The sequence below is a fragment of the Gordonia sp. SL306 genome (assembly GCF_026625785.1).
GTDB lineage: Bacteria > Actinomycetota > Actinomycetes > Mycobacteriales > Mycobacteriaceae > Gordonia.
Window position 1 is genome coordinate 174028 of sequence record NZ_CP113063.1, and the last position, 17564, is coordinate 191591.

The window sequence follows — 17564 nt, forward strand, 5'->3', positions numbered from 1 at the left end:
CACCTCACCATCGCCACAGCCTGGGCCACCCATACCGTCATCGTGGCCGGCGCCACGCACGTCGATTGTCACCGCTCCGATACCGATCCCGGTGAACGAAACGCGGAACGGAGCCGCCGTCGTCGGCCGCCCCCTCGGTGCTGTGCGGCAAGTTCCAGTGCCGCCGACGCGACCGCGTCCGCGGCGTCACGATGACCCGAGCCGGTCGCGGCCACCGACATCGCGGCCAGCCGGTCCCGGTCGGCGAGCATCGCGGGGACCTCTCGGGCCACCCAGTCCGCGGTCAGCTCTGCGTCGTCGACGATGATGCCGCCGCCTGCCTCGACCACCGGGAGCGCGTTGAGTCGCTGTTCGCCGTTGCCGTGCGGGAGCGGGACATAGATCGCCGGCAGGCCGGTGGCCGAGATCTCGGCCACCGTCATCGCACCCGATCGGCAGATGACGAGATCTGCCGCGGCGTATGCGAGATCCATCCGCTTGAGGTAGCCGACCCCTCGATACGGCGGCGCACCCGGCGGCGACTGTGGATCGATCGTGTGCTTCGGGCCGAACGCGTGGAGCACGCCGATGCCTGCGGTGCCCAGCGCACCCGCGGCGCCGGAGACGGCGTCGTTGAGTCGTTGCGCACCTTGGGATCCCCCGAACACAAGCACCGTCGGCGCGTCCTCGTCGAGGCCGAAATAGTGGCGCGCCTTGGCGCGCAGAGCCGGACGGTCGAGTTCGGTGATGACACCGCGTACCGGGATGCCGACCACGTCGGCGTCCAGGCCGGAACCCGGTACCGCCGCCAGCACCCGATCGGCGAACCGCGCGCCGACCTTGTTCGCGATCCCGGCGCTCGCATTGGCCTCGTGGATGACGATCGGCAGCCGGTGACGGCCGCGGACCCGCATCTGCGCCGCGAAGTACGCCGGCAGGGCGACATAACCGCCGAAACCGACCACGACGTCGGCGCCGACCGACGAGAGCACCGACCGGGTCGCGGTCACCGCATGGACGAGACGGGCAGGCGTCTTGGCCAGTTCCATCCCCGGCTTCCGGGGTAGCGGGACGGGCGGGATCAGCTCCAGGGGGTACCCGCGCTCGGGCACCAGGGTGGTCTCGAGACCACGGGTGGTCCCCAGGGCCGTGACCTGCGCGGTCGGGTCCAGACGGGTCACCGCATCCGCGACGGCGAGCGCGGGTTCGATGTGTCCGGCGGTCCCACCGCCGGCGACCACGACCGACAACGGCCGATCCGACGACCGGCCTCGCTCAGAACTCACCCGTGCCCAACTCCATTCCGCATCGTCGGCAGCCGCCTACCGGCTCCCGTGCGGTCTCGACCGTCTTCAGTGCCGTGACCAGGTGGAACGGCCCGCCGGCCGCCACTGGTGTGTCGACCCGGCCCGCCCGGCGTCGGAGGCACCGCCCCCGCCACGGCTCGCACGCGGCGGAACCGGAGCGCCACGGCGGGTACCCGTTCCCGAATACCCCGTACGGTAGTCGACCCGGACAGCGGCCGTGCGTGGTGTCCGGGGGCTCTGTGCCGGGCGCCGCACCGGTCGACTGCCCACGTCCTCGGTTGGCGTGCCATGCCGCAGACGCGCCCAGCGGGAGGGGGCGGCGGGCGCTGCGACGCGAGCCCGTTCCGGGCGTCGCTGATCGAGCCGATCACGCAGGGCGTCGGCGCGCGTCGGGCGATACGGGACCGGCGCCGGCAGGCGCAGCCAGCGACCGAGGCGCCCGGGTTCGCCGGTGCTCAGGGCGGCCACGGCCTCCGGCTCGTGCCGGGCGGCACTGGCCAGCAGTCCGAGCATGGCCAGCACGGTCAAGGTCGAGGTACCGCCTGCGGACAGCAGCGGCAGTTGAATACCGGTGACCGGCAGGAGCCCGATGACGTAGCCGATGTTGATGAATGCCTGGGCGGTGATCAGGACGGTGATGGTGCCGGTCATCAGGCGCAGGAACGGATCCACGGACCGCACGGCGATCCGGAATCCGATGAACGCGAGGATCGCGAACAGGATCACCACGAGCAGTCCGCCGATCAACCCCAGTTCCTCGCCGATGATCGCGAAGATGAAGTCGTTGTGCGCGTTCGGGAGATAGTTCCACTTCGCCCGGCTCTGCCCCAGGCCGACCCCGAACACCCCGCCGTTGGCGAGCGCGTAGGTGGCCTGGCGAGCCTGGTATCCCGCTCCCTGGGGGTCGTCGATGCTGCCGAGGAAGCTCAGCACACGCTGGGATCGGTAACCCTCGACGAGTGCGAGCAGCACCGCGATCGCTGTGCCCACTCCGGCGAACGTGAGGAACACCTTGACCGGGAGGCCCGCGAACCACAGCATCGCGCCGACGATGATGGCGATCGTGATGGTGGTGGACAGATTCGGCTCGAGGATGATCAGCAGGCAGACCAGCATCGCGACCGGGACGAGCGGGATCAGCAGCTCTTTCAAGGACGCGTTGTCCCGGCGCCGGGAGGCGAGCAGGTGGGCACCCCAGACGCAGAGCGCCACCTTCACCAACTCCGACGGCTGCACCGACAATCCACCGATCACGAACCAACGCCGCGCGCCCTGACTCAGGGTGCCGATGCCGGGGACGAGCACCACGGCGAGCAGGACCGTGGTGATCACCATCAGTGGCGCCGCCGCCCGACGCAGGAGCCGCACCGGCAGCCGGAGCATGACGTAGAAGCCCACCAGACCCAGCAGCGCGAAGATCATCTGGGTGGCGAACAGACCGTAGGACGACCCGTCCTTGGAGTAGCCCTCCACCGAGGAGGCCGACAACACCATCACCAGACCGAACACGGTCAGCAGGAACGCGATCGTCAGGATCAGGTGGTACGACGCGAGTGGTCGCGACAGAAGGTTGCGCACCGCCTCGACCACTGCGGCAGGCCAGGTGCCCGCCGACGACGAGTCCTTCGTGCCGGTTGTTCTGCGTGTGCTCGTTCGCTGGGTGCCGTTCTGCTTCGTGCCGGTCGACTTCGTCGCGCGCGACGACCGCCCCGGTACCTCCGTCGAGGAGCTCATCGAGATGTTCCGCTCACGTCGGCCGCACCCGGCAGGGACCGCGCGGCCGTCGCGAACACGTCGCCGCGCCTGCCGTACCCCGCGAACATGTCCAGGGAGGCGGCCGCCGGGGCGAGCAGCACCGCGTCGGGCCGGTCGTCGGCGGTCCGGGCCAGATGCGCAGCCACCTCGACCGCACGCTCCATGACCGCGACAGCGGCTCGGTCGGAGTCGGTCTCGTCGGATCCGACCGCCGGCGAGGGTGGTTCGGTCGGAGCGCTCAGTCCGGCGGGCAGTTCGTTCCCGAGGTGTGGGGTCGCGTGCTGAACAGTCACGCGCCCATCGTCCCCTGTGAATACTGTGACTGTTGGGACTTCTGGGGCGTGTCGCGAGATCGCGTCGACGATCAGCTCACGATCGCGACCGATCGCGACCACCCCGGCGAGCCGCGCACGCGTGTGGCGGATCATGTCGTCGACCCGTGCGCCTTTGAGCAGTCCGCCTGCGACCAGGACCACCCGCCGATGACCCGCGATCGCGGCCTCGGCCGCATGCGGATTGGTTGCCTTCGAGTCATCGATGTAGTCGAGATCCTCGACGCGGGCCACCACCTCGCCGCGGTGGGCGGCGGGCCGGAAGTCGCGCAGCGCCTCGGCGGCCGCATCGGGTGAGATCCCTACCGCGAGCGCCAGAGCCGCCGCCGCCAGTGCGTCGGCGGTCCCGGACGGGCCGGGCGGGTGGATCGCCGCGGTCTCGACGATCGTTCGCGACGACCCCTGCGGTCCGAAGGCGCGGTCCACGATCCGGGAGTCGGCGACCCCGAGCTCGCCGTCCCCCGGCGTGCCAAGCGTGAAGCCCACCCGGCGACCGGCGACCGGCAGCGACGACGCCGCCCGATCGTCGAGGCCGACCACCCCGACGGCACCGCGCAAGGCGACACCCTTGGCCTCGGCATAGGCGTCGAACGAGCCATGCCAGTCCAGATGGTCGTCGGCGATGTTGAGCACCACGCCGGCATCCGGCGCCACCGAGGGTGCCCAGTGCAGCTGGAACGACGACAGCTCGGCGCAGAGGATGTCCACTCGCGGCGTCTGCCGCATCGCATCGAGTGCGGGCAGGCCGATATTGCCGCAGGCCGCCGCCGAACGCCCCGCGCCGACGACGATGTCGGTGAGCATCGACGTGGTCGTCGTCTTCCCGTTGGTCCCGGTGACGACCAGCCAGGTCCGAGGCTCGCCGAGCAGCCCGGCACGGTCGACGCGCCAGGCGAGTTCGACCTCGCCCCAGATCGGCAGTCCCGCCTCGACCGCACGGACGATGAGTGGATGCGCAGGCGAGAATCCGGGCGACGCGATGACCAGGCCGGTCTCCCCCGGCCATGCGCTGTCGTCGTCGAGCAGTGACGCGGTGCCGACCAGGCGAGCACCGAGGCCGGACAGATCGTCGTCGCCGGGATCGTCCGGACCGAACCGGGCATCGGCGACGGTGACCTGCGCCCCGATATCGAGCAGGTACCGGGCCGCCGACCGGCCTGCGGTTCCGGCACCGGCGACCAGCACAGTCGTCCCCGACAATGCGGTCACGTCGAGGTCGGGTCGCCGATCAGCCACTGACGGCCAGGAACTCGCTGTAGAACAAGGACAGGCCCAACGCGCAGGCGATGGCCGTGAGCAGCCAGAACCTGATGATCACCGTGGTCTCGGCCCAGCCGCCCAGTTCGAAGTGGTGATGGAAGGGCGCCATCCGGAACACCCGGCGTCCGGTGGTGCGGAAGAACGCGATCTGGACCACCACCGAAATGATCTCCGCGACGAACAGTGCACCGATGACCACCGCGAGGAGTTCGGTGCGGGTGGTGATCGACAGGCCGGCCAGCATGCCGCCGAGGGCCAGCGAGCCGGTGTCGCCCATGAAGATCTTGGCCGGCGCCGCGTTCCACCACAGGAAGCCGAGACAGGCTCCGCCGCCGGCGACCGCGATCAGCGCGAGGTCGAGCGGATCTCGGACCACATAACAGCCGGGCGTGATCTCCTGGGTGGCCTTGGGTCCACCCGAACACGCGTTGCGGTACTGCCAGAACGTGACGAGCACGTAGGACCCGAGCACCATCGCCATCGAACCGGCCGCCAGTCCGTCGAGGCCGTCGGTGAAGTTCACCGCGTTCGACCACGCCGCCACCACGAGCCAGCAGAACACCACGAAGACGATCGACCACATCGAGATGGCGTCGATGTCGCGGACATAGGACAGATGCGTGCTCGCAGGCGTGTAGCCGGCATCGTTGCGGAACTGCAGCACGAGCACCCCGAAGAGGATCGCGGCAGCGAACTGCCCGATCGACTTGGCGGTCTTGTTGAGCCCGAGGTTCCGGTGCTTGCGGATCTTGATGATGTCGTCGAGGAACCCGACACCGCCGAGCGCGGTGGCCAGTCCCAGGACCAGCAGACCCGACGCGGTGACCCCGGTTCCCCCGGTGAACAGTCCGACGATGTGGGACCCGAGATAGCCCGCCCACAATGCGACCAGGATCGCCACGCCACCCATCGACGGCGTGCCACGTTTGGTCTGGTGGCTCTGCGGGCCCTCGACCCGGATCTCCTGCCCGAAACCCTGCCGGGTGAAGAGTCGGATGAGGAACGGCGTGAGGAGGATCGACACCGCGAGCGCGATGCCACCCGCGATCAGGATCTGTGTCACCGCGTCATCCCTGTCTGCACTGTCACCCTTGTCGCCCTCACTCGTTCGTCCCCGTCGTCGACATGCTCGATGGCCCGTCCCCCATACCTTCGTGTGCGGTGTTCTCGTCGTCGGTTGTCTCGTGTCCGGCGCTGTCGCCCGAGTTGCCGTCGCGCGCCGGCCAGAGGGTCGCGAGGCCGGCGATGCCGGGGTCCTCGGCGGCCAGCAGGACCACGTCGCCCGGTCCGGGCCGCCAGTCGTCGGAGGTCAGCAGGTCACGTGCCTCGTCGACGGTCGCGACCATCCGGACCTCGTCACCCCATGAGCCTTCCATGACGGTGCCCTGGTGAAGGGCACGCACGGCGCGCGAACGCCCGACACAGAGCGTCTTGTCGACGGCGAGGCGGACGATCTGACGACCGAGTCGATCGTGCTCGACGACACGCTCGTTCTCTGTGAGTCCGTCGGCGACGGCGAGTTCACCGAGGATCGCCCAGGTGCGCACCTGCCCGGCCTCCGAGGGGGTCGCACCCGCCTCCGCCAGTCTGCGCAGCATGACCCGCACGTCGTCGATGTGGACCGATGATGCCACGAGAACAGTCGGTGGCGTCGTCATTTCTCGTCCTCCCCCGTCGTCGGAGGTGCGATCGACGAATCGAGGGCTGCCCCGGCGACCAGCCGGTCGTCGAAGGGGTGCTTGACACCGTCGACCTCCTGACCGGTCTCGTGTCCCTTGCCGGCGATGAGCACGGTGTCCCCCGGCGCCGCCCAGGCGATGGCCGCCGCGATGGCCTCGGCCCGATCACCGATCTCGCGGATCTCGTGGGCATCTTCGTCGAGTTCGGCGGCCCACGCACCGGCGAGGACCTCCGCACGGATCGCGGCCGCTTCCTCGGTGCGCGGATTGTCGTCGGTGACGATCACGAGTTCGGCACCGCGAGCGGCGATCTCACCCATGATCGGTCGCTTGCCCACATCACGGTCACCGCCGGCCCCGACCACCACCGCGATCCGTCCACGGGTCTGCTCTCGCAGCGTGGCGATCACCGCCTCGAGCGCCGCAGGCTTGTGTGCGTAGTCGACGACGACGAGGAATTGCTGCCCACGGTCGATCCGCTCGAGCCGGCCCGGGACCGCGACGCCTGCGATCGCGCCGATCGCTGCCGATGGGGTGACACCGGCGCCGACCGCGATCGCCACCGCTGTCAGGGCATTGGCCACGTTGTAGCGGCCTGGCAGGGGCACCACCATGTCCTGGTCGCCGCCGCCGGGCACGGTCACCGTCACGTGCTGCGCGCCGTCGGCGTCCACCGTCGACGGTCCCGCATGCCACTGGGCCGGCACCGTTCCGGTCGACACCGTCACCGGGGGCGACTGCTTGTCCGAACGGGCGATCTCGACCATCCGGCGTCCCCACTCGTCGTCGACACAGATGATCGGTCGCACCGCATGCGTCGACGACGACGGCGCGAACAACCGCGCCTTGGCGTCGAAGTACGCCCGCATCGAATCGTGGAAATCCAGGTGGTCCTGCGACAGGTTGGTGAACGCCCCGATCGCGAACTGGGCGCCGTCGACCCGGCCGAGCGCGAGGGCATGGCTGGACACCTCCATCACGACGGCGTCGACGCCGCGCTCGAGCATGGTGGCCAGCATCGCCTGCAAGGTCGGGGCCTCCGGCGTGGTGAGTGCGCTGGGCTGGGCGACCCCGTTGATCCGGGTCTGCACCGTGCCCATCAGGCCGACCGAGTGTCCCGCGGCGAGCAGGGCCGCCTCCACCATGTAGGCGGTCGTCGTCTTGCCCGAGGTGCCGGTGATGCCGATCAGCTTCAGTCGCAGGGACGGGTAGCCGAAGATCCGGGCGCTCACCGGGCCGAGAACCTCTCGCGGATTCGGGTGGATGAGCACCGCGCACGCCGCATCGGACCCGAGGACCTTTGTCAGCTCCGCACGGCCGGCAGGATCGGTGAGCACGGCTGTGGCGCCCGCCGCGACCGCCTGATCGGCGAACAGTGCGCCGTGTGTGCGGCCGCCGGGCAGTGCCGCGAAGAGATCGCCCGGAACCACATCCTGGGCCCGCAAGGTCACTCCGGTGACCTCGGTGTCGGCGGATGCCGAGCCGACGAGGTCCACACGAGCCCCGGTGGCCGCGGACAAGACCGAGACCGCCGTCGGTGCCACGATTGTCGGCCGGAGCATCCCCCCGGCAGGCTTCGCCCGGTTACGGCGAGTCGACGCCATCTGTGCCTCCCGCCTCCCTCGTTGTTCAACCCAAGGCGGCCCGGTTCGGGCTCGCCGGAACGCACTCACGATACCGTCAGCGCGATCGCTGTCCGTTACGGGTGACTGTGGACGCGCACGGATTCGACATCGGTGCGCCGTCGATCGCCTGACCACCTCCGGTCAGCGCGCCTCCAGGGTCAAACGCGGCGCAGGTCCCGACAGGGGCACCCGGTCGCGCTGCAGCAACCACGAGGCGATCGTGCCGAACATCGGCGCCGCCGACTGCCCGCCGCTGCCGTCCGAGCTGCGTTTCGGATTGTCCAGCATCATGCCGATCACGTATCGGGGGTTGTCGGCCGGAGCGATGCCCGCGAAGGTGATGTTGTAGTTCGAGTTCGAGTAGCAGCCACAACTCGGATCGACCTGCTGGGCGGTGCCCGTCTTTCCCGAGATCTGGTAACCCGCGACGGCACCCGTGTAGCCGGTCCCCTGTTGCACACCCATCGGATCTTTCTGCATGACGGCCCGGAACATGTTCCGAACCTTCTCGGCGGTCTGTGGGCTCACCACACGGACACCGTCCGGACGGGACAGGTCGTCGACATCGTGCCCGTCTCGCTGCTCGGACTCGAGGATGCGCGGCGGGACCCGCACACCGTTGTTCGCGATGGCCTGATACATCCCGGTCATCTGCAGCAGCGTCATCGACAGTCCCTGACCGATGGGCAGATTCGCGAACGAACCGCCCGACCATTGACTCAGGGCGGGCACCTCGCCTGCGCTCTCGGCCGGCAGTCCCACGCCGGTGCGCTGGCCGAGGCCGAACCTCTGGACCATGTCGGCGTACCGTTTCTCCCCGACCTTCCGGGCCAGCATGAGGGTGCCGACATTCGACGACTTACCGAAGATCCCGGTCGTGGTGTACGGCTCGACGCCGTGAGACCAGGCGTCGTTGACCGTCACCCCCGCCATGTTGATGCTGCCGGGTACCTGGTGGACCTCGGTCGGCGTGGTGACGCCGTACTCGATGGCGGCCGATGCCGCGATGATCTTGTTGACCGAACCTGGTTCGAACGGCGACGTGACCGCCCGGTTGCCGAGGTCGGCATTTCTCTGGTCTCCCAACGGCTGCGAGGCGTTGAACGTGTTGTCGTTGGCCATCGCGACCACTTCGCCCGTCTTGGCGTCGAGGACCACCGCCGAGGCGTTCTTGGCGCCCGAGGCCGCCTTGGCCGCCGACACCTGGCTCTGCACGAACCACTGGACGTCCGAGTCGATCGTGAGGCGAACGGTCGCGCCGTTGAGGGCCGGATGCACGTTGCGGGTGCTGCCCGGGATGATCGCGCCGTCGGAGCCGCGATCGTAGGTCTTGGAACCGTTGGTACCCGCCAGTTGGGAATCGAGGGAGGCCTCGAGACCGACGAGGCCGTTGCCGTCGTAGTTCACGTCGCCGATGATGTTGGCGCCCAACGACCCTCCGGGATAGAGCCGGATGCTCTGCGGGTCGGCTCCGACCTCCGGGAACTCCTCGGTGATCTTGTTCGCCACCTCCGGACTCACCGACCGCGCCAGGTAGACGAAGGTGTCGTCGCTCTTGAGCTTCGACAGCAGGTCCTGCTCACTGATCGAACCGCCGAGCGCCGACGACACGCCTTTCGCGATCTCGCCGAGACGGTCGTCCACATCCGGTAGTGCGTCGTCCTTCTGATGCGCCTCGGCAATCGTCTTGCGAACCGACTTGGGCAGGAAGGTCAGCGATCGCGCTTCGTCGGTGTAGGCGAGCGGACGACCCTTGCGATCGAGGATGGCTCCGCGTTTCGCGGTCAGGATCTGGGTGTACTCGCGTTGCTGGGCGGCCTCGGCCGAGATCGATGATGCCTCCACGGTGTGCACCACGATCATCCGGATCGCCACCGCCAGCACCGCGAGGATCACCAACGCCCCGGCGATCCGGCTACGCCCCAGAAATGTCTCCGGTCGTTGCGGACCGCCGGCTCCGGAACCGGCACCGCCGCGACCACCTCCGGAACCTCCGCGGCCACCTCGACCCCGACCGGAAGATCCCGCGTCGAAACGCTGGAAGACGGCACGTGTCATGGTTGCCAATTGTCCACGCTGTTAGCGGGATTCCGGCGAATTTGCGCCCGGCGCGTTCTGGTTCGTCGGCAGCACGTTCGGTGCCGGACGGACCGCGGACGGCGCGGGTGCCGCCTGCGTGGTCGCGCCCGCCGCCGGTGCGGTGGCACCAGGGGTGACCGACGACGATGCACCAGGTGTCGGCGCGGGAGTGGGGGCAGGCGTGGGTGTGTCGGCCGGCGTCTGCGCGGGAGTGTCACCCGGGGTCGAACTCGATTGCGCACCTGCGGATTCCGCCCCACCACCGGGCAGCCCCTCGGAGTCGTCGACCTTCTTGGGGTCGATGCTCGACACCGGGTCCGGCCCGGTCGGCGGGTTGATCGAACGCATGGCGCGACCCTGCGCGGGTTCCGGATCGCCGATCACCCGAGGCCGTCCGGTTCCGTTCACGATCATCCGCGCCGGATTCTTCGCCGGGATCATGCCCAGCCGAGATGCCTTGTCGGACAGTTCCGGTGCCGAGTCACCCGATTCGTAACTCCGCTTGAGCGAGTCGCGTCGATCGACCAGCGCCTGGTTCGCCTGACGCTCCTCGCCGAGCCGATACGAATCCGCGGCTGCCTTCGTCGACAACAGCAGGCTCATGCCGAGCCCGATCACCAGGAGGGCGAGCACCGGTACCACGAAAGGAATTCCGGCGATTCGAGCCCTCATCGAGATCTGGGGACCGACCGCCGCCGGCATCGACTTCGCCCGGGTCCGGCCTGCGATCTGATCGGCCCGCTCATCCCGCTCGAGCCGCTTCCGACGCCGGTCTATCGCGCGCTGGGCAGCGCGAGACCGGGTCGCGCGCTCACTCTCGAAACCCGAATGCCGCCGGCCTCGGCGGATCTCGTCCGCTTCGACATGGTCATCGTCGATCTCGATGTCCTGCAAGACGGTCATGCGCGATCCTTTTCGTCGACACGTTCGATCACCCGGACACGCACCGGGGCCGATCGGGGGTTCTCCGTTTGCTCCTGGTCGTTCGCTCGCTCGGCGCCGCGGGTGATCAGGCGAAAATCCGGTGCAGAGTCCGGCAATTCGACCGGGAGGCCGATCGGCGAGGTCGATGTCGTGCGACTGACGAACTCCCGCTTGACGATCCGGTCTTCGAGCGACTGGTAACTCATCACGGCGACGCGTCCACCGACCCGCAGGGCCGACAACGCCGCCGGGAGTGCACGACGCAACGCGTCGAGCTCGTGGTTGACCTCGATGCGCAACGCCTGAAAGGTACGTTTCGCCGGATGCCCACCGGTCCTGCGGGTGGCGGCCGGGATGGCGGCGTAGAGCAGTTCGACGAGACGGGCGCTGGTGGTGAACGGTTCCTTTTCGCGCTCCCGCAGGATCGCCGACGCGATCTTCCCGGCGAATCGTTCCTCGCCGTACTCGGACAGGATACGCGCCAGGTCGCCGTGCGAGTACGTGTTGAGAATGTCTGCGGCAGTTGTGGATTCGGAGGAGTTCATCCGCATGTCCAAGGGCGCGTCGATCGCGTACGCGAAACCCCGGTCGGCACGGTCGAGTTGCATGGACGACACACCGAGGTCGAAGAGCACCGCGTCGACGAGGTCGACACCGACGTCGGTCAGCACATCGCCGATCTCGTCGAAACGGGCCTGATGGAAGGTGATCCGCTCACCGAACTCCGCCAGCCGGTCGCGTGCGATGTCGAGCGCGTTGCTGTCCCGGTCGATGCCGATCACCCGGACCCGCGGATCGGCGCGCAGGATGAGTTCGGTGTGGCCGCCGGCCCCGAGCGTGCCATCCACGAATACGGGTGTGCTGCCGGTTCCGGGGAACGCTGCCGTGATGAGGTCGACCATCCGGTCCGCCATCACCGGCAGATGCCCGAACTCGCCCGAACGGCGGGGCGTCCCACCGGGGTCCGCGTGCGGAGTGAGCCGATCGGATCCGCCGTCCGGCTCCTCGTGGCGTGCGTTCACCGACCTCCTCCTCGGACTGTGCGGTTCGATTCGTCGGTCTCGGGCGGTGAGGGTTCGCAACGGGGTGTCTCCGATGAGGCGGGGTCTCGGCCCGATCGCGCACCTGGCGTTGGGGAAGTACGCCAGGGTCGCTCCGGGCCGAGGCCTCGACCCATCCGATCCCGTATTCATCTGTCTGCCCGATCGCTTGCCTGCTACAGCAACGCGTCCAGTGCGTCCGAGCCCGCGGCGGAGAAGTCCTCCTCGTGCTCGCTCTGGTAGTCGCTCCACGCTTGCGCGTCCCAGATCTCGAGGTGGTCGAACCCGCCGATCACCACGCATTCCTTGGACAGGCCCGCGTAGGTCCGGTGTTCGGCCGACAGGGTGATCCGGCCCTGCCCGTCGGGTCGCTGCTCATCGGTACTCGCGAAGAAGTACCGCTGATAGGCCCGCGCCTCGGGGTTGTTTCGCGACGCCGCCATGGTGCGTTCCGCGATCGCGTCGAACTCGTCGGCTCGATACACCGACAGGCTGCGGTCCTGGCCTCGTGTGACCATCACCCCTCCTGCCAGTGCGTCGCGGAACTTGGCGGGCAACGTGAGCCGCCCCTTGTCGTCCAACTTGGGCGTGTAGGTGCCGACAAATCGCACGGACATGTCGACACCTCCTGCCCTACTGGGTTCGACGTCCGGTCCGTCTCACCCAGTGCTGCCACAGTACCCCACTTTCCTCCACTTTCCACCCCCGACGCTCCACCCATCCCCCACACGATCAGAAAAGTCCAGTTCAATGGCCTGATTTCGCGTGGGGCATGATGCGCGACACGGCGCGTCGCCAGCGCAGACAAGTGGTGGTGATGATGCTGAATCACATCAAAGTGCCAGGTGAGGAATGAGATCGGCGCACTGTGGGGCGTAGTGGGGCACTCAGGTGGGGCGCCGTGGGGAATCGGGGTGCGACACGGTGGGGAATCGCGGTGGGGCGCCGTGGGGAGTCCGGCTGTGGGGAGCCAGAGGGCGGGCGTCGGACTCCACGCTCCACCGACAACACGAAAAGACCGCACACCGAAGTGGTGTGCGGTCTGTGAACGACCTGGCGCCGGGTTCTCACCCGGCGGGTGACCTACTCCTGCTCGAAGCGGCGGTTGAACCGCTCTTCCATGCGTTCGGAGAACTTTCGCTTGGGTGCGCCGCCCCGGGGCTCCTTGGCACCGTTGCCGTGCTCACGATCGGCCCCCGCCGATCGACTGCCGCCGCCCCAGAGGGCGAGCAACCCGGCCCCGAACATGACGAGAAAACCGATGAGGCTGATGATCGGGAACCCGCCGACGCGCACCTCGACGATGAGTCCACCGACGAGGAGGACCAGACCCACAACGAAGATGGCAACCGCTTGCAGGCGGCGCCGGCCGCTGGACCGTCCGAGGCGACGACGCTTGACGCTCGACGCGAACTTCGGGTCTTCGGCATACAGAGCGCTTTCGATCTGTTCGAGCATCCGCTGCTCGTGCTCCGAAAGAGGCACCGACCCTCCTAACTCCCACTCCACCGACCCGACCGCATCGCCGTTGCCGGTCCTGCGCGATGTCGACGCCGTCTGCCGCCGTCTGCGGCTTCAATTTCCCATGATACGAGCAGAATCACCCGGCGACCACCATTACCCGAGGTTGGGTCGGATCATACCGTCACGCGGTCCGGTCCGAATGCGCGGCCTGGTGGGGCAACTTGCCTTGTTCGTACGAGATGAGCAACGCCTCGACGGCATCGAGCAGGTCGATGACCCTGCGGCGCATCTGCTGCACCGCTCGATCATCGATCGAGCGGACCAGGCCTGCCTCGATGTCGAGGCGTATCCGCGAGCGGGCGGCGAAGTAGGCGGCGTGGTCATCGAGCTCGGGGACCACCACCGGGACCCGGTTCCAGGCGCTACGAGAATGCCTGCGCCGGACCGGCCTGTTCGTCGGCTCGTGGATCTCGAGCGCCGCACCTGCGGCACGCAGCGCGGTGAGGTAGTACTGACGGAAGCGCTCTGCGGAGTCGTCGACGCCGTCGGCGTTGTCGAACAGGTTCTGGGCGCGGTCGAGCAGGTCACGGCTACGTCCCACCACGATCGGATCGATGTCCGTCGTGGACCCGGTCGTCGGAATCGAGTTGGGCATGTCCACCTCCCCGTGGTCAGTCGGCCGTCGTTGTGCGCGGTGCGACTGCTGTATACAACGCCGGCCCGACAGCAAACGCTTCCCTCGTCGCCGTCGGGCCGGCGCCCGATGTCGACGGGTGGGCCAGAACAGCTTGCGGAGGCTGATTCATCGAACACCCGTTCGACATATTCAATATAGCTAGCACCTCCGTCACCTTCAAGGCGACGGCCGACCCCGATGTCCACTGTTCGACGAGAGGACAGACGTTCGTTGACGATCCGCCTCGTTGATCTGACCGGCCAGGATTCCCGGATTTGGCTCGAACCCGCCCTCGACATCTACGTGACCGCGATGAACTATCCACGCGGTACCGAGATCCACCGGGCGGCGCTCTGGCGCGACCACATCACCCGTCCCGGCTGGCGCGCGGTCGGGGCGGTGGCGACGCTGCCTCCCGCCGAGATCACCTCCCCGCAGATGGTGCGCCGGCGCCTGGCCCGGCCGGTGGCGGTCTCCGACGACGAGCTCCTGGTCGGGATCGCCTACGGCTATCAGGGCGCGCGCGACCAGTGGTGGAATCAGCAGCTCCGCATCGGCCTACGTCAGGCGGGACATTCCGATCCCTCCGTCGACGCGATCACCCGCGACTACTTCGAGCTGACCGAACTGCACGTGCACCCGACGGCACAGGGACGTGGCATCGGACAGTGGCTGCTCGGCAGGCTGCTCGCCGGCCGGCCCGAGGGCCAGGTGTTGCTGTCGACACCCGAGGCGCCTGCCGAGGACAATCGCGCCTGGTCCCTGTACCGACGGATGGGATTCGTCGACATACTGCGTCACTTCACCTTCACCGGTGACCCGCGTCCGTTCGCGTTTCTGGGGCGGCCGCTTCCGCTGGGCCTCGACGACCCGGCCCGTGCACGATGACTGGACGGACTACCGGATGAGCCTCGCAGGCGATCGAACCCATCGGCCACTCGACGCGGTCGTCGTCGGGGCCGGCCACAACGGCCTGGTCGCAGCCGCCTACCTCGCCCGTGCCGGGCGATCGGTGCGTGTCGTCGAACGCGACGACATCGCAGGCGGCGCGGTCTCCACGGTCGAGCGTTTCCCCGGCTACCGGGTCGATCGCGGGTCGTCGGCGCACCTGATGATCCGCCATTCCCCGATCCTCGAGGAGCTGTCCCTCGCCGATCACGGACTCCGCTACGTCGACTGTGATCCCTGGGCATTCGCCCCATCGACCGACCAGACCGGGCCGATCATCTTCCGCACCGACCTCGACACCACGTGCGAATCGATCGACCGCGCGGTCGGCTCCGCCGATGCCGAGGCGTACCGCAGATTCGTCGAGGTGTGGCGACCGCGCGCCAGGGCCGTCATGCGCTCGTTCTACTCCCCTGCGAGTCCGGGACGGTTCGCCACTGCGTTCACCGGTCTCTCCCGCACCGCCCACTCCGCCCGAACGGGACCCATCGGACACCGGACCGGTGCGATGCTGTCCCTGACGCAGGAGCTGATGTCCTCGGGCGACACGCTGCTCGACCGATGGTTCACCTCCGAGCCGCTCAAGGCCGCACTGGCCTGGTTCGGTGCGCAGTCCGGTCCGCCGATGAGCGCACCCGGCACCGCCCCGATGGTCGGCTTCGCCGCGCTCCAGCACGACATCCCACCCGGACGCGCCATCGGCGGCAGCGGGGCACTCACCGAGGCCCTCCTCGGCCGGCTCGGGAGCGACGGCGGCGAGGTGCTGCTCGGCCGGGCCGCCACCTCGATCACGCGATGCGGCGACCACTGGCAGGTCCGGACCGTGGACGGCGCAGGCCACTGTGCGCGAAAAGTGATCGCGGCCTGTCACATCGCCACGACCCTCGACCTGCTGACCGCAGGTGGATATCCGCGCGAGACGGCCGAGCGCTGGCGGTCGCAGATCGTCATCGGAGACGGCATCGGCATGGCCGTCCGGCTCGGCACCGACGCCCTGCCCGCCTACCGCGACCTGCCGTCGGATCTCCCGGCCCACGGCGTGCATTCGGCGCTCGGTCTGTTGGTGACCGATCGCGCGCAGCTCCGACGGGCTCACGCCGCGGCGTCGGTGGGTGACCTGCCCGACCGACCCGCCTGCGTGGCGATGGGATATTCGGCGATCGACTCCACCCTCGCGCCGCCCGGCAAGCATCTCGTCAGCGTGTGGGCCCAATGGCATCCCCATCGCCTCGCCGGGGGCCGGTCGTGGGCCGACGTCGCGTCGGATGCGGCCGCTGCGATCGGTGCGGAACTCGACCGCCATGCGCCCGGGTTCGGTGAGCACGTCGAGCACACCCACATCCAGACCCCGGACGACCTCGAGCAGGAACTCGGCCTGCTCGGCGGCAACATCATGCACGTCGAGATGAGCATCGATCAGATGTTCTTCTGGCGCCCCCACCCCGATCTTTCCGGGCACTCCGTTCCCGGCGCGGACGGGATCCTGCTGGCCGGGGCATCGACGCACCCCGGCGGCGGCGTGACGGGAGCGAGCGGCCGGATCTCCGCGCACCTGGCGCTCCGGCGGTGACCCGTGCGCGTCGGCAACGGTTTGCTTCGGCGCGTCTGGCACGATGAGCAACGTGCGCTCGTCATCTCGAAGGTCCGCGGTCCTGTTGCTGGTGTCCCTGATGGCTGCCGCTCCCCTGCTCACGGGCTGTCTGGAACGCTCGACCACCGTCGGTGACCGGTACTCCGGCACCATCGTGGTGGCGACCTCGCCGGACAATCCGCGCGGCGCGCCCAAGCTCGACGTCCCGGAGTCGATGGCGTCGAGCGTCACCCTCAGCGACTACTCCACGCGCCCCGAGTCCGAGACGACCGCAGCGCCCGGCAGTTCCCCGACGCCGTCCCCCGCGAGCCCCGGCGCGAGCGCGGCTCCCGGCAACACCGCCGACAAGGTCATCCCCCGCGTCGGCACCCGCGCGGTCTTCACCGATCTCACCGCCGGCCAGTTCAGCCAGCTCGGCGACATCGTGGCGGCCTCGTTCGGCGAGTCCGCGATGAGCATGGACCTGTCGGCGAAGCGCAGTGGCGATGTCGTACGTTTTCGCGGCTCCGCAGACCTCACCGACCTGACGCCGAACCGCGACTTCGTCGAGCTCACGGTGACGTTCGGTGGACCGGTGAGCGCCACCAACGGCGATCAGATCAGCGACAGCACCGTCACCTGGACACCCGAGCCGCGCAAGCCGTCGGACTTCAGCGCCGACGCCACCTATCCGGATCCGGCGACAGCCGCCGTCAGCAGCTGGTCGTGGTTCTTCGCACTGGTCTGCCTGGCGGCCGTCGCCATCGTGGGCTGGCTCGCCTACCTCAGGCGAGACCGCAGTCCCCGACCTGGCCGACCGCGGCGGTCGGGTCCGACGAGCACGAAGTCGTCGACGAAACCCGGGGCGACCGAGCAGGAGACGACGACGCAGCAGACGACGGGGTCCGGCAGCCGGTGATCGGCCG

At 68.8% G+C, this 17564-nt stretch carries 15 protein-coding genes; 3 read left to right on the forward strand and 12 right to left on the reverse strand.

The genetic code is table 11. From position 1 onward, the window contains the following. Positions 1-68: 68 nt before the first annotated feature. The 12 genes from murG to OVA31_RS00835 all read right to left on the reverse strand — a co-directional run bounded on the left by murG (position 69) and on the right by OVA31_RS00835 (position 14099). Entirely contained in the window at positions 69-1265 is a 1197-nt protein-coding gene (gene murG, locus OVA31_RS00780; protein WP_267629258.1) for an undecaprenyldiphospho-muramoylpentapeptide beta-N-acetylglucosaminyltransferase, read from the reverse strand. Between the two features lie 66 nt (positions 1266-1331). Further along, complete coding sequence (gene ftsW, locus OVA31_RS00785; RefSeq protein WP_267629259.1) at positions 1332-3020, reverse strand: putative lipid II flippase FtsW; 1689 nt, start codon at positions 3018-3020, stop codon at positions 1332-1334. Continuing rightward, the gene (murD, locus tag OVA31_RS00790) at positions 3017-4609 is read right to left on the reverse strand and encodes a UDP-N-acetylmuramoyl-L-alanine--D-glutamate ligase (protein WP_267629260.1); all 1593 of its coding nucleotides are present in this window, start codon (positions 4607-4609) and stop codon (positions 3017-3019) included. Before murD ends, ftsW begins: the two co-directional genes overlap by 4 nt. Beyond that, positions 4602-5696: a phospho-N-acetylmuramoyl-pentapeptide-transferase gene (gene mraY / locus OVA31_RS00795; protein WP_164309280.1), complete on the reverse strand. Its 1095-nt coding sequence runs from the start codon at positions 5694-5696 to the stop codon at positions 4602-4604. Before mraY ends, murD begins: the two co-directional genes overlap by 8 nt. A gap of 37 nt (positions 5697-5733) precedes the next feature. Beyond that, a complete protein-coding gene (locus OVA31_RS00800) occupies positions 5734-6291 on the reverse strand; it encodes a UDP-N-acetylmuramoyl-tripeptide--D-alanyl-D-alanine ligase (RefSeq protein WP_267629261.1) in 558 nt (185 codons plus the stop codon). Beyond that, positions 6288-7916, reverse strand: coding sequence for a UDP-N-acetylmuramoyl-L-alanyl-D-glutamate--2,6-diaminopimelate ligase (locus tag OVA31_RS00805; protein WP_267629262.1), 1629 nt, complete (start codon positions 7914-7916; stop codon positions 6288-6290). The genes OVA31_RS00800 and OVA31_RS00805 overlap by 4 nt, the downstream gene beginning before the upstream one ends. Before the next feature lie 162 nt (positions 7917-8078). Beyond that, positions 8079-9995: a peptidoglycan D,D-transpeptidase FtsI family protein gene (locus OVA31_RS00810; protein WP_267629263.1), complete on the reverse strand. Its 1917-nt coding sequence runs from the start codon at positions 9993-9995 to the stop codon at positions 8079-8081. A 21-nt stretch (positions 9996-10016) separates the two neighbouring features. Next, complete coding sequence (locus OVA31_RS00815; protein WP_267629264.1) at positions 10017-10919, reverse strand: hypothetical protein; 903 nt, start codon at positions 10917-10919, stop codon at positions 10017-10019. After that, the gene (gene rsmH / locus OVA31_RS00820) at positions 10916-11962 is read right to left on the reverse strand and encodes a 16S rRNA (cytosine(1402)-N(4))-methyltransferase RsmH (RefSeq protein WP_420714125.1); all 1047 of its coding nucleotides are present in this window, start codon (positions 11960-11962) and stop codon (positions 10916-10918) included. Before rsmH ends, OVA31_RS00815 begins: the two co-directional genes overlap by 4 nt. Before the next feature lie 194 nt (positions 11963-12156). Then, positions 12157-12597, reverse strand: a complete 441-nt coding sequence (gene mraZ, locus OVA31_RS00825) for a division/cell wall cluster transcriptional repressor MraZ (RefSeq protein ID WP_164309275.1) — start codon at positions 12595-12597, stop codon at positions 12157-12159. 466 nt (positions 12598-13063) lie between these two features. Further along, the gene (locus OVA31_RS00830) at positions 13064-13465 is read right to left on the reverse strand and encodes a DUF3040 domain-containing protein (protein ID WP_267629265.1); all 402 of its coding nucleotides are present in this window, start codon (positions 13463-13465) and stop codon (positions 13064-13066) included. A 160-nt stretch (positions 13466-13625) separates the two neighbouring features. Next, entirely contained in the window at positions 13626-14099 is a 474-nt protein-coding gene (locus OVA31_RS00835; RefSeq protein WP_267629266.1) for an SAV_6107 family HEPN domain-containing protein, read from the reverse strand. Between the two features lie 252 nt (positions 14100-14351). On the opposite strand from OVA31_RS00835, the gene OVA31_RS00840 reads away from it, so the two are divergent. The 3 genes from OVA31_RS00840 (at position 14352) to OVA31_RS00850 (ending at position 17557) form a co-directional block, all read left to right on the forward strand. Next, positions 14352-15008, forward strand: a complete 657-nt coding sequence (locus OVA31_RS00840; RefSeq protein ID WP_267629267.1) for a GNAT family N-acetyltransferase — start codon at positions 14352-14354, stop codon at positions 15006-15008. Positions 15009-15024: 16 nt separating this feature from the next. Next, positions 15025-16638, forward strand: coding sequence for a phytoene desaturase family protein (locus OVA31_RS00845; RefSeq protein WP_267629268.1), 1614 nt, complete (start codon positions 15025-15027; stop codon positions 16636-16638). A gap of 100 nt (positions 16639-16738) precedes the next feature. Next, positions 16739-17557 carry an LppM family (lipo)protein gene (locus tag OVA31_RS00850; RefSeq protein WP_324290163.1) on the forward strand — a complete coding sequence of 273 codons (819 nt, stop codon included), beginning with the start codon at positions 16739-16741 and terminating at the stop codon, positions 17555-17557. Positions 17558-17564: the final 7 nt, after the last annotated feature.